The organism is Dactylosporangium cerinum, assembly GCF_042653625.1.
GTDB lineage: Bacteria > Actinomycetota > Actinomycetes > Mycobacteriales > Micromonosporaceae > Dactylosporangium > Dactylosporangium cerinum.
Map to the genome: position 1 here is coordinate 156,561 of NZ_JBHSIU010000010.1, position 22,118 is coordinate 178,678.

Consider the following 22,118-nt stretch of genomic DNA (forward strand, 5'->3'; position numbering starts at 1 on the left):
GGTCAGGGGAAGTGGCGCCGGACCAGGGCCACGGGAAGCGGTGCTGGGGCAGGGTCAGGGGAAGCGGTGCTGGGGCAGGGTCAGGGGAAGCGGTGCTGGGGCAGGGTCAGGGGGAGGCGGTGCCGGGGCGGATCAGGCCGCTCTCGTAGGCGAACGCGGCCGCCTGGACGCGGTCGCGCAGGTCGAGTTTCGTCAGCATGCGGGAGACGTACGTCTTGACCGTCGCCTCGCCGAGGAACAGGGCGGCGGCGATCTCGGCGTTGGAGCGGCCGCGGGCGACGAGCCGCAGCACGTCGACCTCGCGGTCGGTGAGGGTGGCGAGCTGGGCGGCGGCCCGTGGGTCGGCGGTGGGGGCGGCGGCGTAGGACTCGATGACGCGCAGGGTCACCGCCGGGTCGAGCAGAGCCTGGCCGGCGGCGACGGTGCGCACCGCGTGGACGAGTTGCTCCGGCGGCGCGACCTTGAGCAGGAACCCGCTCACGCCCAGCCGCAGCGCCCGCCGGACCGCCTCGTCCTCGTCGAACGTCGTGAGGATGATGACCCGGGCCGTGCCGAGCGCGAGGATGTGCCGGGCCGCCTCGATGCCGTCGCCGTGCGGCATGCGGACGTCCAGCAGGACCACGTCGGGGGTGGTGCGGCGGACCTCGTCCAGGGCCCGGACGCCGTCCGCGGCCTCGCCGACGACCTCGATGTCGGGCTGGTGGTCCAGCAGCATGCGCAGGCCGGCCCGGATCATCGCCTCGTCGTCGACGACCACGACCCGGATCATGCGCGGCCCGTCAGGATGGCCGGTGCGGTCGCGGTGCCGAGGGGAAAGACGGCGCGCACGGTGTAGCCGCCGGGGCGTGCGCCGGCCGCGAGGGTGCCGGAGAACACGGCGACCCGTTCGCGCATCCCGATGAGCCCGTGCCCGCCGCTGTCGACCGGGGTGGCGGGACCCGCGGCGTTGTCGACCGTGAGCGTGACGCTGTCCGGGGTCCGCTGCAGGTGCACGCTGGTCGCGGCGGTGCCGGCGTGGCGCAGCACGTTGGTCAGGGCCTCCTGCAGGACCCGGTAGGCGGAGATGTCCTGGGCGCGGGGGAGGCCGGTCAGGTCGCCGTCGACGGTGAGCTCGACCGGCAGGCCGGCGGCGCGGACCTCGGCGACCAGGTCCTCGGCGCGGGCGAGGGACGGCTGCGGCGCGGTGGTCGCGGCTGGAGTGTCGCGCAGGATGCCGACCAGGGTGTGCAGCTCCCGCACGGACTCGCGGCCGAGCCGTTCGACGCCTTCGAGCATCTCGGCCTGTGGTGTGCCGGGTGGCAGGGTCGCGCGGACCGCGCCGAGCTGCAGGACCATGACGCTGATCGAGTGCGCGACGGCGTCGTGCATGTCGCGGGCGATGCGCTGGCGTTCCTCGGCGACGACGGCGTGCTCGCGGGCGTCGCGTTCGGCGTCCAGGGCGGTGGTGAGCCGGGCGAGCAGCTCCGCGCGGTCGCGCAGTCGCCGGGCGAGCAGGCCGACGCCCCAGGCGCCCCAGCACAGCAGGCCGAAGAACAGGTTCTCCCAGGCCATGGCGGCGACGCCGGTCACGGTCGAGCCGGCGGCCCGGGCGGCGAGCCAGGTGCCGAGGCTGGCCATGAGCTGCGCGGCGAGGGGCGCCGGCCAGGACGCGGCCCGCCGGTAGCCGGCCCAGCCCGGGGCCAGGAAGAAGCCGAAGACGGCGGCGCCGGTCGGGCCGTTGAGGCCGCCGGCGACGGCGATGGGGAAGGCGAGCGCGACCACGGCGGCGCCGGTGATCGGGAACCTCCCGGCGAGGGCGGCGCCGGCCACGACGGCGGCGAGCGCGAGCGCCGGGACGGCCGGGGCGGCGGAGAACGCGCTGTCGAGGAGGATCTCGGCGACGCCGATGACCGCCAGGAGACCGGCGGTGGCCAGGGGCACGAGCGTGCGGTGCATGGGGTGATCCTATTGCCGCAGGTCAGCGGGCCGGGTCGGCCGTGCGGCGGACAGCGTGACGGGGCCGGGTCCGCCGGGCGGCGGACGTGGGTCGAGACGCCGGGCAGCAGACCCGGCAGGGTGCCCGACCATAGCGTCCTGGCCATGCAGAACATGACGAACAAAGCCACGACGAACATGACGAACGCAGCCACGACGAACATGACGAACGCGACCAACCCCGCCCGCCGGGTCCTTCCTTACGCCGCCGGTGTCTCGCTGATCGCCGGCGCCGCCCTCTTCTTCGCCGGGCTGGCCACGTCACCACCGAGCACCGGCGACGACAAGGCCGCCTACCTGCAGTCCCTGGCCGCCGATCCGTTCCAGACACAACTGTCGGCGCTGCTGCTGCACTACGGCAACCTGTTGATGGGCGTCGGGCTGCTGGCGCTGCCGCTGCTCGTGCGGGGCCGCCGCGGCAGCGTCGTCACGCTGGTGGGGGCGCTGCTCGGCGCGCTGTGCCTGATCGAGATGTCGGGGGCGCTGCTGTCGGACTGGTTCCACATGGAGATCGGCCGGAACCTGCCGGTCGAGCAGGCGGTGTCGCTGTCGGACAAGGTGCTCGCGCACCCCGCGCAGCAGCTGGCGTTCAGCCCCGGGCCGCTGGTGTCGCTCGCGTTGCTGCTGACGTTCGCCGGGCTGGCCCGCGCCGGCGTCATCGGCTGGTGGTCGCTGGGCGCGATCGTGCTCGGGTACGCGGGGCTGCTGTTCATGCCGTACGACACGCCGATCCTCCCGGCCGTCGGCACCCTGCCGATGCTCGCCGTGATGGCGGTCGCCGGACTGCGGGTCGTCAACCGCACCCGGGTCACGGTCCCAGCTGCAGCAGTCAGCGTGGCATAGACCGGACACGACGGCCGGCGGACCGCAAAGGTCCGCCGGCCGTAAGGTGTCCGCATGGGTAACGCCACTTTCACGCCCCGGAAAGCGGTCGGGCTGCGGTCCGAGCGGGGGCCGGTCCTCGCCTCGGTGATGCTGACCACCGCACTCGTCGCACTCGACAGCACCATCATCGCGACCGCGGTGCCGTCGGTGGTGCGTGACGTGGGCGGGTTCTCGCAGTTCCCGTGGCTGTTCTCGGTGTACCTGCTGACCCAGGCGGTGACGACCCCGCTGTACGGCAAGCTCGCCGACGTCGTCGGGCGCCGGCCGGTGATGTTCACGGGGATCGCGGTGTTCCTGCTCGGGTCGGTGCTGTGCGGGTTCGCGTGGAGCATGGTGACGCTCATCGTGTTCCGGGCCGTGCAGGGCATCGGCGCCGGCGCGATCCAGCCGATGAACATCACGATCATCGGTGACCTGTACACGGTCGAGGAGCGGGCCAGGGTGCAGGGGTACGTCGCGGGCGTGTGGGGCGTGTCGTCGGTGGTCGGGCCGACGCTCGGCGGGGTGTTCGCCGACTACCTGTCGTGGCGGTGGATCTTCTTCATCAACCTCCCGCTGTGTGCGCTCGCCGCATGGATGCTCGCCCGGAACCTGAAGGAGAAGGTCGAGCGGCGCGGGCACCGCATCGACTACCTCGGCGCGGGGCTGCTCGTCACCGGTTGCAGCCTGCTCATTCTCGGCACCCTCGAGGGCGGCACCAGCTGGGCGTGGGCGTCGGTGCCGAGCGTGGCGATCTTCGCGGCCGGCACGGTGCTGATGGTCGCGTTCTGGTTCGTGGAGCGCCGGGCCGAGGAGCCGATCCTGCCGCTGTGGGTGTTCCGGCACCGGGTGCTCGTCGCGGGCAACCTCATCGCGCTCGTCGTCGGCGCGCTGCTGATCGGGCTCACGTCGTTCGTGCCGAGTTTCGCGCAAGGGGTCCTGGGCGCGAGCGCCGTCGTCGCCGGGTTCGCCGTCGCGGCGATGTCGCTGGGCTGGCCGATCGCGGCGACCCTGTCCGGCCGGGTCTACCTGCGCATCGGGTTCCGCGACACGGGCCTGGTGGGCAGCGCGGCCGTCGTCGCCGGCACCGTCATGTGCGCCGTGCTCGGCCGGTACACCGGCATCCCCTTCCTCGCGGTGGCCTGTTTCGTCGTGGGGATCGGCCTCGGGCTGGTGTCGAGTCCCAACATCGTCGCCCTGCAGTCGGTGGTCGGCTGGGACCGCCGTGGCGTGGTCACCGGCACCAACATGTTCTTCCGGTCGATCGGCAGCGCGATCGGTGGTGCGGTGTTCGGCGCGATCGCCAACACCACCCTGGACCGGCGGTTCGCGTCCGCGCCGCCCGACGTGCGCGACACGTTCAAAGCCGGCGCCGACGCGACCGACGTCGTGCTCAAGGCGGACGGCACCCCGCCGGCGGTGCTGGAGTACGCGCGGGGCAGCCTGTACGCCGCGACCCACCACGTGTTCATCGCGCTGGCCTGCGTCGCGGTCCTCGGAGTCGGCGCGCTGCTGCTCATGCCGCGGCGGATCACGCCGCTGCCGTGAGCGCCGTTGCGGTGAGCGCCGTTGCGGTGAGCGCCGTTGCCGCGAGCGCTGTCGCCGTGAGCGCCGCTGGCGTGATCCGACACACTGGAGATCCAATTCCTACCGCTGCGGTGGATAGGATCGCCGCCATGCGCTCCAGGACCCTCCTCATCGCCGCCGGGCTCACCGCGGCACTCGCCGTTGCCTCCGGCTGCGCACCGGCCGACGACGACACCACTGCCACCCCGGCCGCCTCGGGCGGCTCAGCCTCCCCGGGCACCGCGAAGTGCGACCCGGCGAACCTCAAGACCGTCGCGGCGGGCAAGCTCACGGTCGCCACCGACGAGCCCGTCTACGAGCCGTGGTTCAAGGACAACAAACCGGAGTCGGGCGAGGGCTTCGAGGCCGCCGTCGCGTACGCGGTCGCCACGAAGCTCGGTTACAGCAAGGACCAGGTCGTCTGGACCCGGGTCACGTTCAACAACGCGATCGCCCCGGGCAAGAAGACCTTCGACTTCGACGTCAACGAGTTCTCCATCACCGACGAGCGCAAGCAGGCCGTCGACTTCTCCGCCCCGTACTACGACGTGACCCAGACCGTCATCGCCTTGAAGACGTCGAAGATCGCCGGGGCGAAGACCGTCGCCGACCTCAAGGGCGCCAAGCTCGGCGCGCAGGTCGGCACGACCAGTTACCGCTCGATCACCGAGGTGGTCAAGCCGACGGCGCAGCCGCAGGTGTACAACAACAACGACGACGCCAAGAAGGCCCTGCAGAACGGGCAGATCGACGGGCTCGTCGTGGACCTGCCGACGGCGTTCTACATCACCGGCGCCGAGATCACCGAGGCGCAGATCGTCGGGCAGCTCCCGCAGCCGTCCGGCACCCCGGAGCAGTTCGGTCTGGTGCTGGACAAGGGCTCCGCGCTGACCGGCTGTGTCAGCCAGGCCGTCGACGCGCTGCGCACCGACGGCACTCTCAAGACGCTCACGGACAAATGGTTGTCGTCCGTGCAGGGCGCACCGACGCTCAACTAAAAAGCGATGACCTTCAAACCCAGCCCGTTACAGCTGGAACGCGACGCGTACCGCCGCCGGCAGACAACCCTGTCGGTGGCGGTCGCGGCCGGGTCCACGCTCGTCGTCGGGATCCTGCTGTACGCCGCCGTCACCGGCGCACCCGGCTGGGACCGGTTCCGGGCCAGTTTCCTGTCCGCCGAGGCCGCCCGCGACTCGCTGCCCGCGGTGCTGCGCGGGCTGTGGCTCAACGTGCAGCTCCTCGTGGTCTGCGCGATCGCTGCGGTGCTGCTCGGCCTGGGCATCGCCACGCTGCGCACCATCCGGCCCGCCGTGTTCTTCCCGCTGCGGGCGTTCGCCGCCGGATACACGTACACCTTCCGCGGTCTGCCGTTGATCGTGACCCTGTATCTGTTCGCGTTCGGCGTGCCCGGGCTTCGGCTCAGCGGCACCCCGTCGGTCCTCGTGCTCGGCGGGATCGCGATCGTGCTCACCTACGGCGGCTACATCGCCGAGGTGTTCCGCGCCGGGATCGAGTCCGTGCACCCGTCGCAGCGCGCCGCCGCCCGATCGCTGGGCCTCACGTATCGGCAGACGATGCGGCACGTGGTGCTGCCGCAGGCCGTCCGGCGGGTCGCGCCGCCGCTGCTCAACGACCTCGTCGCGATGCAGAAGGACGTCGGGCTCATCTCCCTCGCCGGGCCGATCGACGCGATCCGGGCCGCGCAGATCGAGACCGCCGGCTCCTACAACTACACCCCGTATGTCGTCGCCGGGGTCCTGTTCGTGCTGCTGGCGATCCCCGTCGTCGCCGTCACGGACTGGGTCACGCTGCGCGCCGCCCGCCGCCAGTCAGGAGACAACCGGCTGTGACTGTGTTGAGCATCGACGGTGTGTACAAGCTGTTCAACGGCAATCCGGTGCTGCGCGGGGTGTCCCTGGACGTCGACGAGCACGAGGTGGTCGCACTCATCGGCGCGTCCGGCTCCGGCAAGTCGACGCTGCTGCGCTGCGTGAACCTGCTCGAACAGGTCGACGACGGCACCATCCACCTCGACGGCAAGGACATCACCGACCCGCGCGCCGACCCGGACCAGGTCCGCCGCCGCATCGGCATCGTCTTCCAGGCGTTCAACCTGTTCCCGCACCTGAGCGTGCTGGACAACGTGACCCTCGCCCCGCTGCGCGTCCACAGAATGCCGAAGGCGGAAGCGCGGGCCAAGGCGCTCGCGCTGCTGGAGCGGGTCGGCCTCGCCGACAAGGCCGCCGCCTACCCGGACCGGCTCTCCGGCGGCCAGCAGCAGCGGGTCGCGATCGTCCGGGCGCTGGTCAACGACCCGCGGCTGCTGCTGCTCGACGAGGTCACATCCGCGCTCGATCCGGAGCTGGTCGGCGAGGTCCTCGCCCTGATCCGTGACCTCAAGGGCGACGGCGTCACGATGATCCTCGCGACGCACGAGATGAGTTTCGCCCGCCAGGTCGCCGACCGGGTCTGCTTCCTCGACGGCGGTCTCATCGTGGAGCAGGGCCCGCCGTCGCAGGTGTTCGGGGCGCCCCGCGAGCCACGCACCCAGCAGTTCCTGCACCGCATCACCGAGGCCGGCCGGCTTTAATCGCGTGCCGGCCGGCGCGTCGTCGGTTACCGTGCGGCGGTGACCATGACCACGACGCATGCCCTCATCGCCCAGGCGGCGATGCCGGCCGCGCGCAATCGCACCGAGCGTCGCGCCCTGGTCTGCTAGCGCCTCCTTCCCGGCCGCGCCGGCCGCGCCAGGGCCCTGCCGAGTCCACCTTCGGAAACGGACGGGCCGCGATGCCGCCTGTCCGTGTTTCGCCGCCGAATCGCGGCGGCAGACGGGACCCACGGTCATGGCGCCAGCCACTCGGAAAAACCTTCAAGCCAGAAGCCGTCGCGTGTACGGCCAGAATCTGCTCACCGCCCCCGACGCGGTCCGCCGGCTGGTCGACGCGGCACAGCTCGAACCCCGCGGGGTCGTCGTCGAGGTCGGCGCGGGGCGCGGACACCTCACCGCCGCGCTCGCCCGGCGGTGCCGGCGGGTCATCGCCTACGAGGTCGACCCGGCCCTCGCCGCCGCCCTCCCCGCCGCCCTCCCCGGAGGTGGCAACGTCACGGTCCGGGTCGCGGACTTCCTCGCGTCGGCGCCGCCGGCGGAGCCGTTCACGGTCGTCGGCAACATCCCTTACGCGCTGACGTCCGCCGTCGTCGACTGGTGCCTGCACGCCCCCGGCCTGACCGGGGCGACGCTGCTGACCCAGCTCGAGTACGCCCGCAAACGCACCGGCGACTACGGCCGCTGGACCCGGCTGACGATCCTGACCTGGCCGTGGTGGGACTGGCGGCTCGCCGGGCGGGTGCCGCGGGCGGCGTTCCGCCCGGTGCCCCGCGTCGACGGCGGCATCCTGCGGCTGGTCCGCAGACCGGTCCCGCTGGTCGGACCCGGCCGCGGCTACGAGCGTTTCGTGGACCTCGGGTTCAGCGGCGTCGGCGGGTCGCTGCACGCGTCGCTGAGCCGCCGGTTCGACCCGCGCCGCGTCTCGGCCGCGTTCCGGGCGGTGCGGCTCGCCCCGGACACCCCCGTCGGGCTGGTCTGGCCCGAACAGTGGCTGACCCTGTTCCGCCTCCTGCACGCCGGCCCGCGCTGACGAGACCCGCGCTAACGAGACAGGAGGAACCCACCCGCGGCGGCGGCGAGGCCCAGCACCAGGCTCGCCGCCACGTACAGCACCGCCCGGGCCGCCCGGCCCTCCTCCACGAGGCGGACCGTTTCCAGGCTGAACGTGCTGTACGTGGTCAGCGCACCGCAGAACCCGGTGCCCACCAGCGTCTTCACCGCGACGGGCAGCGCGTCGCCGGCGCCGATCAGCACGCCCAGCAGTGCGCTGCCGAACACGTTGACCACCAGCGTGCCCAGCGGCCAGCGGTCCTTCAGGACGCGGTCGGTGAGATACCGCGCGGGCGCGCCGACCGCCCCGCCGATCAGCACGAGCAGCAGCGTCATCAGGGCCGCCCGGCGATCCGGCGGGTGGCGAAGACGCCGGCGGACACGGCGACGAGGGCGCTCAGGAGGGTGCCGGCGGCGTACGCGGCCGCGGTCCACAGCGCGCCCCGCTGCGCGAGGACCACGACGTCGACGGTGTAGGTGGAGAACGTCGTGAAGCCGCCCAGCACCCCGACCCCGAGCAGCGGCCGCAGCAGCGGATGCCGGCCCTCGGCCAGCACCACGAGCACCCCGATGAGCAGGCAGCCGACCGCGTTGACCGCCAGGGTCGACCACGGCACGCCGGTCCCGGCGTCGTGCGGCAGCAGCTGCGCGACGCCGAACCGGGCGGCGCTGCCGGCCGACCCGCCCACCGCGACGGCGGCGAGCACGGCGCCCGTGCCGGCCGGTTGATCGGACACCGGCCAAGGGTAGCGGTCAAACGGTCTCCGGCATCCGCGTGATCACGGTGAAGCCGCCGGCCGGGACGAGGGCCCGGATGCGGCCCGCCGACGTCGTGTAGTGCTCCAGCTCCTCGCCGCCGGGGTCGTTGACCGTCACGGTGGCGGTGCTCTCGGCGGTGCCGCCGGCCACGTCGACGTCGCAGACCCGGGTGCTGGTCGCGACGCTGCGCAGCAGCGTCAGCCGGGACCCGGTCAGCGGGTCCCGCAGCGTCAGGCAGCGCAGCTCGCTGTCCTTGCGGCAGTCGCCGGCCCCGATACCCAACTCCGGATCGGTCTCGGTCTCCGCGATGCGGGCCACGGCCGCCGCGTGCGGGTCCCCGTCCAGGGCGAGCATGGCGAGCAGGCCGTGGATCGTGGACTCGGCGCCCGCGTCGCGGTGCACGACACCCCGCCGGCCCGGCTGCTGCGGCGGGGCGTCGGGGATGTCGACGCCGTCGTAGGTGCGGCCGGTCGCCGGGTCGTACATGGGCGCGCCGGCCGGGTTGTTGCCGAAGAACCACGAGCCGGCGATCCCGGCCAGGGTCGACAGCGCCGGCCGGCCGGTCACCCTGGCCGTGGTCAGCAGCGACTCGACCCGGGACTGGGCGCCGTAGGACAGCTGCACCCCGTCGATCGTCAGCGCCTCCCGGGCGCCCGGCACCGCGACCCGCAGGTTGTCCGGTCCGCCCTCCACCAGCAGGTGCGGGGTGAACGACGCCGCGTCGGCCAGGGCCGCGTCCCGGGCCGCCAGGTCACCGGCGACCTCGTAGACGCGGGCCAGTCCGGCCGGTGCCAGCCCGGCCCACGCGTGCCAGGCGCTGCGCGACAGGGCGCTGGGCAGCACCGCCCCGAACGGCCAGGTCCAGGGCGTGCCGGTCCGCATCGCGGTGACCCCCTCGGCGAGCTGCTCGAGCAGCTTCCGCGCGTCGTCGTCGCCGGTGCACGCGGTGTACGCGCAGAGCCCCAGCAGCGCCTCGCCGGTCAGGTCCGCGCCGTCCCCGATCAGCCACGCGGGGGTGGCCGAGTCCTCCACGACGCGCCACTGGCCGTACCGTGGCAACACCTGGCGACGGATCGCGCTCATCGCCAGCCGGAGCCTGCGCCGCAGGAATGCCCCGAAATCCGGGTCACTCTCCTCGTCGGCGCTGAACGCCGCATACCCCTCACCCAGGGCCCAGACGGTGCGGGCCAGCCACGCCGACTCGCCGGTGTCGGACGGGTCGGGGCTCTCCGCGGGGATGCCGCTGCGGTTGAGGATGCCGTCCGGCTGCTGCCACAGCACCACGTTGCCGTGCGCGAGGTCGTCGGGGTCGTCGTCGTGCACGGTCTGCAGGAAGCACAGCCCGCGCAGCAGCTGCCGCGCCGCGTCCCGGCTCGTGTCCGCGCCCGTCGCCCGCCAGTGCCGCAGGTACACCACGGCGGCTCGGGCGATGTCGTCGGCGTTGAAGGCGCCCTGGGTGTAGTGACCGGTGTCGGGGTCGACGGGCCCGCCGCCGACCGGGAGGTAACTGCCGTCCGGGAGCCGCTCCGCGTAGGTCCACACGACCTCGACCGAGGGCTCCTCCGCCAGCCGGAACGTCGTATGGCCCGGCTGCGGCGGCGGGGTGAGACGGACCCGCAGGGAGTCCAGATGCGCAAGGTTGGTCAGCACGTCGGCGGACCTACCCGACAAAATCGCCCTTATGCCCTTTATCTGAACGCCAGGCGGGCCTGGCGGCTCGGCTCCAGCACCATCACCTTGTAGGGGCAGACCCGGTCCGTGATCGCCGCGTACGCCTCGATCGCCCGGCTGGCGGCGTCCCACGCCTGCTCGGCCGGGGTCATGCCCTTGCCCTTGTTGCGGAACAACGCGCCGTAGAACGCCGAGCAGAACACGGTGCTCTCGTGCCAGCCGACCAGGGCGGACGAGCCGATGTAGACGATCTCCCCGTGCAGGCAGTTGCGCAGCGCCCGCTGCCACGCGCCGATGCCGGTCTTGCACCCGTCGGCGAGCACGGCGCTCGCGTTGAGGCCGCTGCCGCGGTCGGCGGAGTAGTCACCGATCGCCTCCAGCGTGATGGCGGTCTTGCCATCCGTGCTGCTGAACATCGGGGTCTCGCCGTGATCGCCGTGCGCCATCACGTGCAGGACGTCGCACGGCGCGGTGAACGCGGCCAGCACCGTGTCGAGGTCCCGGGACCGCACGAAGTCGATGTCCACGATCGACTCCGGCAGGCCGGCGTTGATGCTCTGCAGGGTCGACTGGACGAAGGCCATCGACGCGTCGAACGACTGGTCCAGCCCGATGTCCAGCAGACTCACCCGCCGGTTGCGCATGCGGTGCCCCCCATCCCCGAACGCCGGACCGATCCTTCCCGGCAACCGTCCCCGGGTCAAAAACGGCGCGTGTCGGGCATGCGTCACTCCGGCAGCAGCGGCTTCTCCCAGACCGAGACGTGCTGGGTGCTGTCGCTGGTGAACGGCTCCTGTTCCCAGCCCGACCAGCGGTGCTGCAGGTGCAGGCCGGCCATCTGCGCCATCAGGTCCAGTTCGGCGGGCCACACGTAGCGGAACGGGATGGAGCGGAAGCCGCCGCGACCGCCGGAGACCTCGACGTAGTTGGAGCTCATCGACTGGGTGGCGACGTCGTACAGGTCGTAGGCCCAGCGGGTCTCGCTCACGAGGAACGGCACGACGTCCTGGCCCGGTGGGAGCCGCCGCAGGTCCGGCATCATCACCTCGACGACGAACCGGCCGCCGGGCTGCAGGTGCGCCGCCACGTTGCGGAAGCAGGCGACCTGCGCCGCCTGGGTCGTCAGGTTCATGATCGTGTTGAAGACCAGGTACGCCACGGAGAACGCCGCGTCGACCCGGGCCGTGGCGAAGTCACCGATCGTGACGCCGATCGCCTCACCGCCGGGCTTCTCCCGCAGCCGGGCCACCATCGCCCGGGACAGGTCGATGCCGTGCACGGGCACGCCCCGGGCGGCGAGCGGCAGCGCGATGCGACCCGTGCCGATGCCCAGCTCCAGGGCCCGGCCGCCGTCGGCGAGCTTGGCGAGCGTGTCGATGGCCGGCTGCACGACTGCGGGGTCCGCCATCTCCCTCGAAGACTCGTCGTAGCGGGCCGCCACCCGTTCCCCGAAATAGCCGTCCTCATCGATCATCGCCGGACCCTATCGTGGTCGCCCGTTTTCAGTACTTGCGGGGCGCGTTTCCGGTTCCCAGCGCTTTCCGGTGGCGTTTCCTGGGTGCCGGACGGCGTTGCTTCGGGTGCCGGACGGCGTTTCCGTGGGTGCCGGGCGGCGTTGCCTTGAGTGCCGGGCGGTGTTTCCGTGGGTGCCGGACGGCGTTTCCGGCCGCGCCCCACGGGCGTGACGTCGATAGGCTGCGACCGTGACGTCGATCGCGCCCGGTCTCTCCCTCGACTTCGGCACGTCGCACACCGTGGCGGTGCTCGCCCGCGCCGACGGCCGGGTCGAGCCGTTGCTGTTCGACGCCTCACCGCTGCTGTCCTCCGCGGTCTTCGCCGGTGCCGACGGCCGGCTGCTGGTCGGCCGCGACGCGGACCGCTCCGCCAGAGCCGACCCGGCCAGATACGAACCCAACCCGAAACGGCGCCTCGACGAGGGCACGCTGCTGCTCGGCGAGGCCGAGATCGGCGTGGTCGACGCCTGCGCGGCGGTGCTGCGCCGGGTCCGCGAGGAGGCGGCCCGCACCCTCGGCGGGTCGGCGCCCGCCCGGACCGTGCTCACCTGCCCGGCCGGGTGGGGACCGCAGCGGCGCGGCGTGCTGTCCGCCGCCGCGTCGGCGGCCGGCCTCACCGGCGTCGAGCTGGTCAGCGAACCCGTCGCCGCGGCGGCGTACTTCACCACCGTCCTCGGTCACCAGGTGCGCCACGGCGACGCCATCGTCGTGTACGACTTCGGCGGCGGCACGTTCGACGTGAGCGTGGTCCGCCGCACCGGCGACGACGCCTGGGATGTGGCCGCCGCCGACGGCCTCGACGTCGGTGGGGTCGACCTCGACGCCGCGGTCGTGGACTGGGCGCGGCGCACCGTGCGCCCCGACGACCCCACCTGGCAGCGGCTGCTCGCCCCGCAGAGCCCGGCCGACCGCCGCCACCGCCGGCACCTGTGGGACGACGCCCGGGCCGCGAAGGAGCAGCTGTCCCGGGGCACCACCGCCGACCTGGCCGTGCCGGTCCTCGACGTCGACGCGCACCTCACCAGGAGCGAGTACGAGGCCTTCGCCCAGCCGTGGCTGGAGCGCACGGTGCGCCTCACCCGCGACACGATCGCCGCCAGCAGGATCTCCGCCGACCGCCTCACCGGGGTGTTCCTGGTCGGCGGCGCGAGCCGGACCCCGCTCGTCGCGACGATGCTGCACCGGGCGCTGCGGCTCGCGCCGGTCGTGATCGAGCAGCCGGAGCTGGTGGTCGCGCACGGCGGCCTGGTCACGCTGACCGGGTCGCCGCCGACCTCGCCGTTGACCGTGCCACTGACTCCGCCGGTGACCGAGCCGGTTACCCGGCCGATGACCCAGCCGCCGGCCACTCCGTCAACCCCGCCGCCGTCCTCGACGGTGCCGCCGCCGACCCCGCCCCCGGCGGTGGACCCGCAGCCGGACCGGCCGGCCCCGCCGGAGGCGTTCAGCGGAGCGGGGTTCAAGGAGATCATGGACGAGTTCTTCGGCACCGCGAAGACCGACGCGCCGCTGCGGCCCGGCCGCAACCACGAGACCGACGTCGTGCTGACCAAGGCCCAGGTCCGCGAGGGCGTCGTCGTGCTGAACATGAACTGGCCCACCCTGTGCGTGCCCTGCAAGGGCACCGGCGTCGCCGGCGGCTTGGTCCGCGGTGCGACCTGCGCCACCTGCCGCGGCTCGGGGCTGACCGGCGCGCTGGGCCGGCGGACCCTGAAGGTGCGCCTGCCGGCCGGGATCGGCGACCGGCAGCGGGTCCGGCTGTCCGGCCGCGCGCATCCCAGCCCCGACCCCGGCGGCCCGGCCGGCGACCTGTTCGTCCGGGTCCTCATCGACCCCCACGAAGGTTTCCAGCGGCAGGGCGACGACTACCTGTACACCCTCGACGTCACCAGGGAACAGGCCCGCTCCGGCGCCGTCGTCACGGTCCCGACCACCACCGGCACCGTCGAGATCCGCCTGCCGAAGGACATCCCGGACGGCCGGACGATGCGCATCCCCGGCCGGGGCGCCCGCCCCGACGGCGCCCTCCTGCTCACGATCAGGATCCGTTGAGCGGTCGCAGCAGCGCCCGCAGGGTGTCCAGCTCCGGCTCGGAGAGCCCGGCCGAGCGCAGGAACGCCTCGGTGTCGAACGTGCGGATCCACTCCCGCAGGGCGGGGACGCGCTCGGCCACCTGACGGTCGAGCTCCGCCGGCTCCGTCGAGGGCAGCCGCCGTTTGTCCCAGACCTGCCGCTCAAGGTCGTAGACCCATCCGTGGCCCTCGTGCGCCCCGGCGCCCCGCCAGCCGTCGGCGTAGTCGTCGATGACGGCGTCGGCGGTGGCACCGGCCAGGACCAGCAGCATCGCGCAGATCATGCCGGTGCGGTCCCGTCCGCCGGCGCAGTGCACCAGCACCGCCGGCCGCGCCGCCGCGACGGCCCGCACAGCGCCCGCGACCCGCGCCGGGGCGAGCCGCGCGTTGTCCGCCCACGAGCGGGGATGATCGAGCCACGGGCCGCAGACCCGCAGGAACTCGGCGTCGTCGGGGTCTTCGGTCGGGGCGGCGACGAAGACCAGCCCGTCGAGCGAGTCGGCCCGGATGACCGGGTGGTCCGCGGTGCGGCCGGTCTCCGTCGGCGCGTTGCGCAGGTCCACCACGGTGCGGATGCCGGCGGCCCGGGCCGCCGTCCAGCCGTCATCGGTGAGGTGCTCGGGTGCGGCCGAGCGGAACACCAGCCCGGACCGGGTCACCCCGCCGTCGCGCAACGCCCTGCCGCCGAGGTCGCGGACGTTGCGCCCGCCCGGCCATGACACTGCACCCGTCACCGTCACGTACCCATTCATACCGGACGGAGGCGCGGGTTCGCGGCCCGCGCCTCCGTCCGGGGTGTGCTCAGCGGCGGTCGAGGAGGACCTCGGCCGCGCCGCCGTCGACGTGCAGGGTGTAGCGGTCGGCGGCCTGTTGCCAGCCGGGCAGGGCCAGGACGGTGCCGCCGGCCAGGTTCTGCTTGGCGGCGGTGTCCAGGGTGGCCTTGCCGACGGTGCTGCCTGCGCCGAGGGTCAGCTGCGCCGGTGGGCCGGCCGGCGCGTGGACCAGGAGCTTGCCGACGCCGCCGACCCGGATCGGCAGGTCGCCCTCCGGTTTGGGGACGGTGACGTCGAGCTCCTGGACGCCGGCGAGCACGTCGACGCCGGCGAGGCGGCCGGAGGCGAAGTCGACGACCTGCCGCAGGCCGCCGCCGGCGAGCTTGAGCTGCCAGCGGACGGTCGAGTTCAGGTACACGTGGACGGTGGCCTGGCCGGCGATCTCGGTGCCGTTCAGACTGAGCTTGACCACGTCACCGTCCACGGCCGCGGCCGGTTCGACCCGGCTGCCGGGCAGCGTCGAGGCGCGGTACAGATAACCGTCCATCGGCTCGCTGTGGATGATCACCGACTCGGCGCCGGTGACCACCTCGAGCGTGGCTGCCTGCCGGCCGTCGAGGGTGCCGGTGACGGTGTGCACCGGCTCCTGCGCGGCGGGGGTGTCCGGCGTACCTGTGCGGGTGGTGGCGATGACGAGGCCTACCAGTACCAACGCCACCGCCACCACACCGGTCAGCAGACGCAACCACGGTGACTTGATCATGGGCTGGAGCAGCTCAGCGTCGGGGCGGTCGCCGGGGCGGTGCCGGTGGCGTTGAACCCGAACGACGTCGTGGCGCCGGCGGCCAGGACCCTGTTCCAGTCGACGTTGCTGACCGCGACGTTCGGCGGTTGCCCGACCAGGGTGCCGTTCCAGGGCGAACCTTCGAAGCCCTGGCCGCCCTGGTACGTCCAGCGCACGGTCCACCCGTTCAGGCTCGCGGATCCGCTGTTGCGGACCGTGACCTCGGCCTGGAAGTGTCCGGCCCACGAGCTGGGCACGATCCGCCAGGTCGCGGTGCACCCGCCGGACCCGCCGGACGGTGCCGGTGAGGACGACGCGGACCGCGACGGTGACCTCGACACGGACGCCGATGCCGACGGCGACGTGGACCTCGACGGTGACGTGGACACCGACGGTGACGGCGACGAGGGGGTCCCGCCGATGCCGGTCACCTCGCCGTTGCCGCCGTCGAAGACGATGTCCGAGCAGCTGAAGAAGTTCTCCTGGCTGTCGGAGCGCACCCACTGGATGAACAGCATGTGCCGGCCGGTCTTGCCCGCCGGCAGGGTGGTGTTGAACGAGTAGTAGTTGAGCGCACCGGGCGGCCCGGACTGCGGCGGGTCGGTCGCGCTCCAGAACGGCTCCAGGTCACCCCAGGCGAGCGGGGTGGTGGGGCTCCAGTCGTTGCGGGTGATGTACAGGTGGAACGTGCCGGGGTGCGCGGCCCAGTTGCTGTAGCGCAGCTGGATCGTCGAGCCGGCGGTCAGGTGGGTGAGCGGCCAGTCGGTGCGGGCGGCGTTGTACGCGGCGTACTTCGTCGTGCCCGCCCCGCAGATCTGACCGTCGGGGATGTAGCCGGTGGTGCGGCCACCGGCGTCGGAGCGCAGCACGCCGAACCAGTCGTACAGCGGCTGCTGCCCGCCCTGCGCGACGGCGTCGGCGCAGGCGGGGTTGGACGGGATGATCTGGCCGTTGGCTCGCAGCCCGTCCACATAGCACAGATAGGTGCGGCTGCCGGGCACCATCGCGACACCGTGGGCCCCCGCCGGGGCGGGCACCACGAGGACTGCGACGGCGCCGACGGCGATGGCCGCGACGACGCTCCACATTGGGCGCAATGTGCTCCTCCTCACATGAGGTGAGCGCAGTGTTCCCACGGGCTTCGCGCATTGGCAAGCATCGACGTCGCCGGTGCGGCGGGACAAGGCCGGGACGGTGAAAGTTCCACGTATCCGTGACGGTCACGCCGTCCCGGCGGCGTGGGCGGCGGCGACGGCGGCGGCCGGGCTGCCGGCGAACGGCGCGCCGTGACCGGGCAGGACGAGCCTCGCGTCGAGGCCGGCGAGGGCGTCCAGGGACCGCAGCGCCGCGGCGGAGTCGGCGGTGAACGCCCTGCACACGATCCTCGGTCCGCGCCGGCCGATGATCGAGTCGTCGGTGACCAGGGCGTCGCCGGTGCACAGCACCCCGTGCTCGGGGAAGTGGAACGCGGCGCTGCCAGCGGTGTGTCCCGGGACGACGACGACATGTGGGCGGCCCGGGACCGCCAGAACACCGTCGACGACGGCTACGGACGCCGGCACCGGCGTGGTGCTCCAGAACGCGCCGTGCGTGGCCAGGTGCAGCGGCGTGCGCAGCGCGGCCGGGCGGCGCAGCGCATAGGGCAGCAGGGACCGCTCCGCCTTCCAGCGGCCGTTGGCGGTGACCGGCCGAGCGAGCATCGCCGCGTCGCCGGCGTGGACGTGCACGTCGGCGCCGATTTCGCGGTGCAGTCGCCCGGCGAGGCCGATGTGGTCGATGTGGGCGTGGGTGAGCAGCACCGCGCGGATGTCGCGGATCCTCGGCCCGAGCAGCGCAGCGAGCTGCCTGTAGTGCGCGGGCAGGCCGGCGTCGACAAGGGTCAGCCCGGCCTCGCCTTCGATGAGGAAGAAGTTGACAGCGTCGTCGCCCAGGCGGCGCACACCGGTCGCGATCTCGTTCATAGGCCCTCCATTTTCGTTACAGTGCACTGTAACGAAAAGCGGGGGAGAATGGCACCTGTGACCAGCAGGACCTACGACGCAGCGGGCCGGCGGGCCGCCGCCGCGTACAACCGCCGGGCCGTGCTGGACGCGGGCCTCGAGCTGCTGCTGCGGGACGGCTACCAGGCGACCACGATCCGTGCCGTCGCCGAGCGGGCGGGGGTGTCGCCGGAGCTGATCTACAAGACGTTCAAGAACAAGCAGGGGCTCATGAAGGGGGTGTACGACCGCGCAGTCGCCGGCGACGACCTCCAGGTGGCGGTCGGCGCCCGGCCCGAGATCGCCGCGATCTGGGCGTTGCGGGATCCGGGGGAGAAGCTCCTCGCGTACGCCGCGTTCGTCGCCGGGGTCATGCACCGGCTCGGCGGGCTGCTCGCGGTGCTGACCGAGGCCGACCCGGAGATCGCCGAGCTGCGGGCGACCACCGACGCCGAGCGGCTCACAGGCGTCGGCGCGTTTGTCGCGCACCTGGCCGAGCAGGGCGTCCTGCGCGCGGACCTGCCGGTCGGGCGGGCCACCGACGCGTGCTGGGCGTTGACCTCGCCGCAGCTGTTCGCGCAGCTGACCGGCGCGCGGGGCTGGCCGCAGGACGTCTACGTCGGCTGGCTGGCCGGGGTGCTCGAGGCGAGCCTAACCGCCGATTGCTAGGCGGGCGGTGGTGCCCGTGGGGCCCGAGCTGAGCGTCACCGTCCCGCCGTGGGCGGTCGCGGCCTGGCGGGCGATGTGCAGCCCCAGCCCGACGCCGGGAACGGCCTGTTGCCGGGCGTACCGGCCGCGGTAGAAGCGTTGGAAGACGTATGGCAGCTCGTCGGCCGGGATGCCCTCCCCGGTGTCGGCGATCTCGACGGTCGGCACCGGCCCGCCCGCGATGGAGACCGTGACCCCGCCGCCGGCCGGGGTGAACAGCACGGCGTTGCGGATGAGCTGCTGGACCGCGTGGGTCAGCTGGGTCACGTCGGCCCGCACCACGACCTGCGCCGGGGTGGGCACCGAGGTCAAGGCGACCGCGCGCTGCTCGGCGAGGGTGCGGCAGGCGCGCCAGGCGGCCTCGACGACCATGGCCAGGTCGACCGGGGTGCGGTGCAACTCGGTCGGGGCGTGCGCCGGGCGGGTGCCGGTGAGCAGGTGGTCGACCATCCGGATGAGCCGCTCGCCGTTGCGCTGGATGGGCTCGACCAGCCGGGCGTACGCGGCCAGCTGCTCCTCCTCGGCGAGCAGCTCCAGGTAGCCCTGGATGGCGGCGACCGGGGTGCGCAGCTCGTGCGAGACGGTCGCGATCAGGTCCTCCTCGCGCTGGGTGGCGCGGGCCAGCTCGTCGCCGAGCTCGGTGAGCAGGATCCGGCTGCGCAACAGGGAGAGGTGGCCCACGGCCTGCGCGGCGAGGGTGTCCAGGGCCTCGCGCTGGCGGGGGCCGATGTCGCCGGGGCGGTCGTCGATGACGCACAGCGCGCCGAGGGCGTGGCCGTCCTCGTCGACGAGGGGGAGCCGGCGTAGAAGCGGATGTGCGGGTCGCCGGTGACGTTGGGATACGTGCCGAAATGCGGGTCGAGGCGGGCGTCGGGCACGACGAGCTGCCGCCGGTCGCGGACGGCGTGGACGCAGAAGGAGACGTCGAGCGGGGTCTCGGCGTCGCCGAGGCCGGTGTTGCCCGCGAACCACTGCCGGTCCCGGTCGATGAGGGAGACCGCCGACATCGGGGTGTCGAAGATGGAGCTCGCGAGCCGGGTGAGCTCGTCGAGGGCCGGCGGGCGGGGGCCGTCGAGGATGCCGTAACTGTGCAGCGCGGCGAGGCGGGCGTCCTCGTCGTGAGCATGTGTCGTCATCTCGTCTCCCCGGCTCGGCTGTGCCCCATCAGATTCGGGTTACCCAGGTGCCTGCCGCGATCACGGACGGTTGCGGTGCGGTAGCGGACATCGGGAAGTGTCGGGGGGTGTGCTTAGGGTGTGGTTCACGTCTTCATTTCCGCTCACGGCAAAAGTCGGTTGTCCGAGTGAGTGCTCGCTCAGTAAGGTGGCCATCGTGAACCAGCAGCCCGTGCAGACCCGCCGCCGGCGCGTTCCCGCGCTGTCGCCGGACGAGCGACGGGCGACGATCATCGCCGCGACCATCCCGCTGCTGCGCACGCACGGCGCGGCGGTCACCACGAAGCAGATCGCCGAGGCCGCGGGCGTCGCCGAAGGCACCATCTTCGGCGTCTTCCCCGACAAGGCGTCGCTGATCCTCGCCGCGCTCGACACCGCCTTCGACCAGGAGTCGGTGCTGCGACAGCTCGGCGCGATCGACCCGCAGGCACCTCTGCGGGAGCGCATGCGCGACGCCGCGGCGATCCTGATGCGCCGCTTCGAGACCAACGCGCAGCTGATGATGGTCGCCCGCACGCTGCCGATGGAGCTCGGCCGGCGGCAGGTCGAGCAGCTGATGGAGGGCCGCCGGCGGCTGACCGAGACGGTCGCGGCCCTCATCGAGCCGGACCGGGCGCTGCTGCGGCGCGGCCCGGGCGCTACCGCCGGCATGCTCGTGCTGCTCTCCATCGCATCGGTCCGGCAGGAGCTGGCCGGGCCCGACGCGCTGGATGCCGACGGCGTGGTCGCCGTCCTGCTGGACGGCCTGCTGGTCCGCCCGACCGACACCCCCGGGGGAGACGCCTGACGATGCTCATCCAACTGCTCAAAACCTATCTGCGGCCCTACAAACGGCCGATCACGCTGGTGGTGCTGCTGCAACTGGTGCAGACCCTGGCGACGCTGTATCTGCCGACCCTCAACGCCGACATCATCGACGGCGGCGTCGTCACCGGCGACACCGGTTACATCATGCGCATCGGCGGCTGGATGCTCGCCGTCACCGCCGTGCAGATCGTGTGCTCCGCCGCCGCGGTCTACTTCGGCGCCCGCACCGCGATGGCGCTCGGCCGCGACGTGCGCGCCGGCATCTTCGCCCAGGTGCAGGAGCTCTCCGCGCGGGAGGTCGGGCAGTTCGGCGCGCCGTCGCTGATCACCCGCACCACCAACGACATCCAGCAGGTCCAGATGCTGGTGCTGATGACCTTCACGCTGATGGTGTCCGCACCGATCATGTGCGTCGGCGGCATCATCCTTGCGCTCGTGCAGGACGTGCCGCTCTCGGCGCTGCTGCTGGTCGTCGTGCCGATCCTGATCGGGGTCATCTCCGTCATCGTGGTGCGGATGCGACCGCTGTTCCGCACCATGCAGGAGCGCATCGACCTGGTCAACCGGGTCATCCGCGAGCAGATCACCGGCATCCGGGTGATCCGCGCCTTCGTCCGCGACGAGCACGAGCGGGTCCGCTTCGCCAAGACCAACGGCGACCTGCGCGACGTGTCACTCGCCGTCGGCCGGCTGATGTCGCTGATGTTCCCGACGGTGATGCTGGTCGTCAACGCCTCCAGCATCCTCGTGCTCTGGTTCGGCGCGCACCGCATCGACAGCGGCGGCATGCAGGTCGGAGCGCTGACCGCGTTCCTGAGCTACCTCATGCAGATCCTGATGTCGGTCATGATGGCCACGTTCATGTTCGTCATGATCCCGCGGGCCGAGGTCTGCGCCGAGCGCATCCAGGAGGTCCTGACGACCGGGTCCAGCGTCGTGCCACCGGCGAAGGCGGTCACGAGCCTGCCCCGCCACGGCGAGCTGGAGCTGCGCGGGGTCGAGTTCCGCTACCCTGGCGCGGAGTCGCCCGTCATCAGCGGCATCGACCTCACCGCCCGGCCCGGCGAGACGACCGCCGTCATCGGCAGCACCGGCGCAGGCAAGACCACCCTGCTCAATCTCGTCCCACGGCTGATGGACGCGACCGCCGGCACCGTCCTGGTCGACGGCGTCGACGTGCGCGACATCGACCCCGCGCTGCTGTCGGCGACCGTGAGCATGGTGCCGCAGAAGCCGTACCTGTTCTCCGGCACCGTCGCGTCCAACCTGCGCTACGGCCGGCCCGACGCGACGGACGCCGAGCTGTGGCGGGCCCTGGAGGTCGCCCAGGCCGCCGACTTCGTGCGGGCCATGCCCGACGCGCTCGACGCGCCGATCGCGCAGGGCGGGACCAACGTCTCCGGCGGGCAGCGGCAGCGTCTCGCGATCGCCCGCACGCTCGTCGCCCGGCCCGAGGTCTACCTGTTCGACGACTCGTTCTCCGCCCTGGACTACGCCACCGACGCCGCGCTGCGCGACGCGCTGCGGGCCGAGATCGCCGACGCGACGGTCGTCATCGTGGCGCAGCGGGTCAGCACGATCCGCGACGCACAGACCATCGTCGTGATCGACGAGGGCCGCGTGGTCGGCACCGGCACCCACACCGAACTCATGGACGACAACGCGACCTACCGCGAGATCGTCCTTTCGCAGCTCACCGAGCAGGAGGCGGCGGCATGACCGGACCGGAGCGAAGCGGAGGGGCCGGGCATCATGGGCTCAGTCCGGAGGTCGGGCGGCCGGAGCGAAGCGGAGGGCGCATGACCGGACCG

23 protein-coding genes are annotated in these 22,118 nt (G+C 72.8%); 10 read left to right on the forward strand and 13 right to left on the reverse strand.

Annotation, left to right across the window (positions count from 1 at the left end; all coding sequences use genetic code 11):
* Positions 1-106 precede the first annotated feature (106 nt).
* Positions 107-769: a response regulator gene (locus ACFPIJ_RS07065; protein WP_380113810.1), complete on the reverse strand. Its 663-nt coding sequence runs from the start codon at positions 767-769 to the stop codon at positions 107-109.
* On the reverse strand, positions 766-1,935 hold the full coding sequence (locus ACFPIJ_RS07070; RefSeq protein WP_380113811.1) for a sensor histidine kinase: 1,170 nt from the start codon (positions 1,933-1,935) through the stop codon (positions 766-768). The genes ACFPIJ_RS07065 and ACFPIJ_RS07070 overlap by 4 nt, the downstream gene beginning before the upstream one ends.
* Positions 1,936-2,079: 144 nt before the next feature.
* Between ACFPIJ_RS07070 and ACFPIJ_RS07075 the strand changes: the two genes are divergently transcribed.
* From ACFPIJ_RS07075 to erm, 6 genes are all read left to right on the forward strand, one after another.
* Positions 2,080-2,817, forward strand: coding sequence for a hypothetical protein (locus ACFPIJ_RS07075; protein ID WP_380113812.1), 738 nt, complete (start codon positions 2,080-2,082; stop codon positions 2,815-2,817).
* A 54-nt stretch (positions 2,818-2,871) separates the two neighbouring features.
* Positions 2,872-4,386 carry an MDR family MFS transporter gene (locus ACFPIJ_RS07080; RefSeq protein ID WP_380113813.1) on the forward strand — a complete coding sequence of 505 codons (1,515 nt, stop codon included), beginning with the start codon at positions 2,872-2,874 and terminating at the stop codon, positions 4,384-4,386.
* A gap of 128 nt (positions 4,387-4,514) precedes the next feature.
* Positions 4,515-5,402 (forward strand): ABC transporter substrate-binding protein, encoded by an 888-nt coding sequence (locus ACFPIJ_RS07085; protein WP_380113814.1) that lies wholly within the window; start codon positions 4,515-4,517, stop codon positions 5,400-5,402.
* 6 nt (positions 5,403-5,408) lie between these two features.
* Entirely contained in the window at positions 5,409-6,254 is an 846-nt protein-coding gene (locus tag ACFPIJ_RS07090; RefSeq protein WP_380113815.1) for an amino acid ABC transporter permease, read from the forward strand.
* Positions 6,251-6,994, forward strand: coding sequence for an amino acid ABC transporter ATP-binding protein (locus ACFPIJ_RS07095; protein ID WP_380113816.1), 744 nt, complete (start codon positions 6,251-6,253; stop codon positions 6,992-6,994). The genes ACFPIJ_RS07090 and ACFPIJ_RS07095 overlap by 4 nt, the downstream gene beginning before the upstream one ends.
* A gap of 256 nt (positions 6,995-7,250) precedes the next feature.
* Positions 7,251-8,045, forward strand: coding sequence for an ErmE/ErmH/ErmO/ErmR family 23S rRNA (adenine(2058)-N(6))-methyltransferase (erm, locus tag ACFPIJ_RS07100; protein ID WP_380113817.1), 795 nt, complete (start codon positions 7,251-7,253; stop codon positions 8,043-8,045).
* Positions 8,046-8,056: 11 nt separating this feature from the next.
* Here the strand turns inward: erm and crcB (ACFPIJ_RS07105) are convergent, their stop codons facing one another.
* The 5 genes from crcB (ACFPIJ_RS07105) to ACFPIJ_RS07125 form a co-directional block, all read right to left on the reverse strand.
* Positions 8,057-8,401 carry a fluoride efflux transporter CrcB gene (gene crcB / locus ACFPIJ_RS07105; protein WP_380113818.1) on the reverse strand — a complete coding sequence of 115 codons (345 nt, stop codon included), beginning with the start codon at positions 8,399-8,401 and terminating at the stop codon, positions 8,057-8,059.
* Positions 8,401-8,802, reverse strand: coding sequence for a fluoride efflux transporter CrcB (crcB, locus tag ACFPIJ_RS07110; protein ID WP_380113819.1), 402 nt, complete (start codon positions 8,800-8,802; stop codon positions 8,401-8,403). The genes crcB (ACFPIJ_RS07105) and crcB (ACFPIJ_RS07110) overlap by 1 nt, the downstream gene beginning before the upstream one ends.
* Before the next feature lie 16 nt (positions 8,803-8,818).
* Entirely contained in the window at positions 8,819-10,474 is a 1,656-nt protein-coding gene (locus tag ACFPIJ_RS07115; RefSeq protein WP_380113820.1) for a hypothetical protein, read from the reverse strand.
* A 38-nt stretch (positions 10,475-10,512) separates the two neighbouring features.
* Positions 10,513-11,139: a hypothetical protein gene (locus ACFPIJ_RS07120; RefSeq protein WP_380113821.1), complete on the reverse strand. Its 627-nt coding sequence runs from the start codon at positions 11,137-11,139 to the stop codon at positions 10,513-10,515.
* An 83-nt stretch (positions 11,140-11,222) separates the two neighbouring features.
* Entirely contained in the window at positions 11,223-11,969 is a 747-nt protein-coding gene (locus ACFPIJ_RS07125) for a class I SAM-dependent DNA methyltransferase (RefSeq protein ID WP_380113822.1), read from the reverse strand.
* A gap of 229 nt (positions 11,970-12,198) precedes the next feature.
* On the opposite strand from ACFPIJ_RS07125, the gene ACFPIJ_RS07130 reads away from it, so the two are divergent.
* Entirely contained in the window at positions 12,199-14,061 is a 1,863-nt protein-coding gene (locus tag ACFPIJ_RS07130) for an Hsp70 family protein (RefSeq protein ID WP_380113823.1), read from the forward strand.
* Here the strand turns inward: ACFPIJ_RS07130 and ACFPIJ_RS07135 are convergent.
* The 4 genes from ACFPIJ_RS07135 to ACFPIJ_RS07150 all read right to left on the reverse strand — a co-directional run bounded on the left by ACFPIJ_RS07135 (position 14,048) and on the right by ACFPIJ_RS07150 (position 17,599).
* A complete protein-coding gene (locus ACFPIJ_RS07135; protein ID WP_380113824.1) occupies positions 14,048-14,821 on the reverse strand; it encodes a tyrosine-protein phosphatase in 774 nt (257 codons plus the stop codon). The two genes, ACFPIJ_RS07130 and ACFPIJ_RS07135, sit on opposite strands and share 14 nt — an antisense overlap.
* 61 nt (positions 14,822-14,882) lie before the next feature.
* Positions 14,883-15,617, reverse strand: a complete 735-nt coding sequence (locus ACFPIJ_RS07140) for a hypothetical protein (RefSeq protein WP_380113825.1) — start codon at positions 15,615-15,617, stop codon at positions 14,883-14,885.
* Entirely contained in the window at positions 15,614-16,726 is a 1,113-nt protein-coding gene (locus ACFPIJ_RS07145; protein ID WP_380113826.1) for a lytic polysaccharide monooxygenase, read from the reverse strand. Before ACFPIJ_RS07145 ends, ACFPIJ_RS07140 begins: the two co-directional genes overlap by 4 nt.
* Positions 16,727-16,858: 132 nt before the next feature.
* Positions 16,859-17,599, reverse strand: coding sequence for an MBL fold metallo-hydrolase (locus ACFPIJ_RS07150; RefSeq protein ID WP_380113827.1), 741 nt, complete (start codon positions 17,597-17,599; stop codon positions 16,859-16,861).
* 57 nt (positions 17,600-17,656) lie between these two features.
* Between ACFPIJ_RS07150 and ACFPIJ_RS07155 the strand changes: the two genes are divergently transcribed.
* Positions 17,657-18,286 carry a TetR/AcrR family transcriptional regulator gene (locus ACFPIJ_RS07155; protein WP_380113828.1) on the forward strand — a complete coding sequence of 210 codons (630 nt, stop codon included), beginning with the start codon at positions 17,657-17,659 and terminating at the stop codon, positions 18,284-18,286.
* On the opposite strand, the gene ACFPIJ_RS07160 is transcribed toward ACFPIJ_RS07155, so the two are convergent.
* A complete protein-coding gene (locus ACFPIJ_RS07160) occupies positions 18,269-19,006 on the reverse strand; it encodes a sensor histidine kinase (protein WP_380113829.1) in 738 nt (245 codons plus the stop codon). The two genes, ACFPIJ_RS07155 and ACFPIJ_RS07160, sit on opposite strands and share 18 nt — an antisense overlap.
* On the reverse strand, positions 18,916-19,461 hold the full coding sequence (locus tag ACFPIJ_RS07165; protein ID WP_380113830.1) for a GAF domain-containing protein: 546 nt from the start codon (positions 19,459-19,461) through the stop codon (positions 18,916-18,918). Before ACFPIJ_RS07165 ends, ACFPIJ_RS07160 begins: the two co-directional genes overlap by 91 nt.
* Positions 19,462-19,657: 196 nt before the next feature.
* Between ACFPIJ_RS07165 and ACFPIJ_RS07170 the strand changes: the two genes are divergently transcribed.
* A complete protein-coding gene (locus ACFPIJ_RS07170) occupies positions 19,658-20,287 on the forward strand; it encodes a TetR/AcrR family transcriptional regulator (protein WP_380113831.1) in 630 nt (209 codons plus the stop codon).
* A 2-nt stretch (positions 20,288-20,289) separates the two neighbouring features.
* On the forward strand, positions 20,290-22,026 hold the full coding sequence (locus ACFPIJ_RS07175; protein WP_380113832.1) for an ABC transporter ATP-binding protein: 1,737 nt from the start codon (positions 20,290-20,292) through the stop codon (positions 22,024-22,026).
* The last annotated feature ends 92 nt before the right edge of the window (positions 22,027-22,118 follow it).

Excerpts from the sequence above, each read along its gene's own strand:
- ACFPIJ_RS07065 (WP_380113810.1), bottom strand. The coding sequence starts at position 769 with ATGATCCGGGTCGTGGTCGTCGACGACGAGGCGATGATCCGGGCCGGC.
- ACFPIJ_RS07070 (WP_380113811.1), bottom strand. The coding sequence starts at position 1,935 with ATGCACCGCACGCTCGTGCCCCTGGCCACCGCCGGTCTCCTGGCGGTC.
- ACFPIJ_RS07075 (WP_380113812.1), top strand. The coding sequence starts at position 2,080 with ATGCAGAACATGACGAACAAAGCCACGACGAACATGACGAACGCAGCC.
- ACFPIJ_RS07080 (WP_380113813.1), top strand. The coding sequence starts at position 2,872 with ATGGGTAACGCCACTTTCACGCCCCGGAAAGCGGTCGGGCTGCGGTCC.
- ACFPIJ_RS07085 (WP_380113814.1), top strand. The coding sequence starts at position 4,515 with ATGCGCTCCAGGACCCTCCTCATCGCCGCCGGGCTCACCGCGGCACTC.
- ACFPIJ_RS07090 (WP_380113815.1), top strand. The coding sequence starts at position 5,409 with ATGACCTTCAAACCCAGCCCGTTACAGCTGGAACGCGACGCGTACCGC.
- erm (WP_380113817.1), top strand. The coding sequence starts at position 7,251 with ATGGCGCCAGCCACTCGGAAAAACCTTCAAGCCAGAAGCCGTCGCGTG.
- crcB (WP_380113818.1), bottom strand. The coding sequence starts at position 8,401 with ATGACGCTGCTGCTCGTGCTGATCGGCGGGGCGGTCGGCGCGCCCGCG.
- ACFPIJ_RS07120 (WP_380113821.1), bottom strand. The coding sequence starts at position 11,139 with ATGCGCAACCGGCGGGTGAGTCTGCTGGACATCGGGCTGGACCAGTCG.
- ACFPIJ_RS07125 (WP_380113822.1), bottom strand. The coding sequence starts at position 11,969 with ATGATCGATGAGGACGGCTATTTCGGGGAACGGGTGGCGGCCCGCTAC.
- ACFPIJ_RS07140 (WP_380113825.1), bottom strand. The coding sequence starts at position 15,617 with ATGATCAAGTCACCGTGGTTGCGTCTGCTGACCGGTGTGGTGGCGGTG.
- ACFPIJ_RS07145 (WP_380113826.1), bottom strand. The coding sequence starts at position 16,726 with ATGTGGAGCGTCGTCGCGGCCATCGCCGTCGGCGCCGTCGCAGTCCTC.
- ACFPIJ_RS07150 (WP_380113827.1), bottom strand. The coding sequence starts at position 17,599 with ATGAACGAGATCGCGACCGGTGTGCGCCGCCTGGGCGACGACGCTGTC.
- ACFPIJ_RS07165 (WP_380113830.1), bottom strand. The coding sequence starts at position 19,461 with ATGACGACACATGCTCACGACGAGGACGCCCGCCTCGCCGCGCTGCAC.
- ACFPIJ_RS07175 (WP_380113832.1), top strand. The coding sequence starts at position 20,290 with ATGCTCATCCAACTGCTCAAAACCTATCTGCGGCCCTACAAACGGCCG.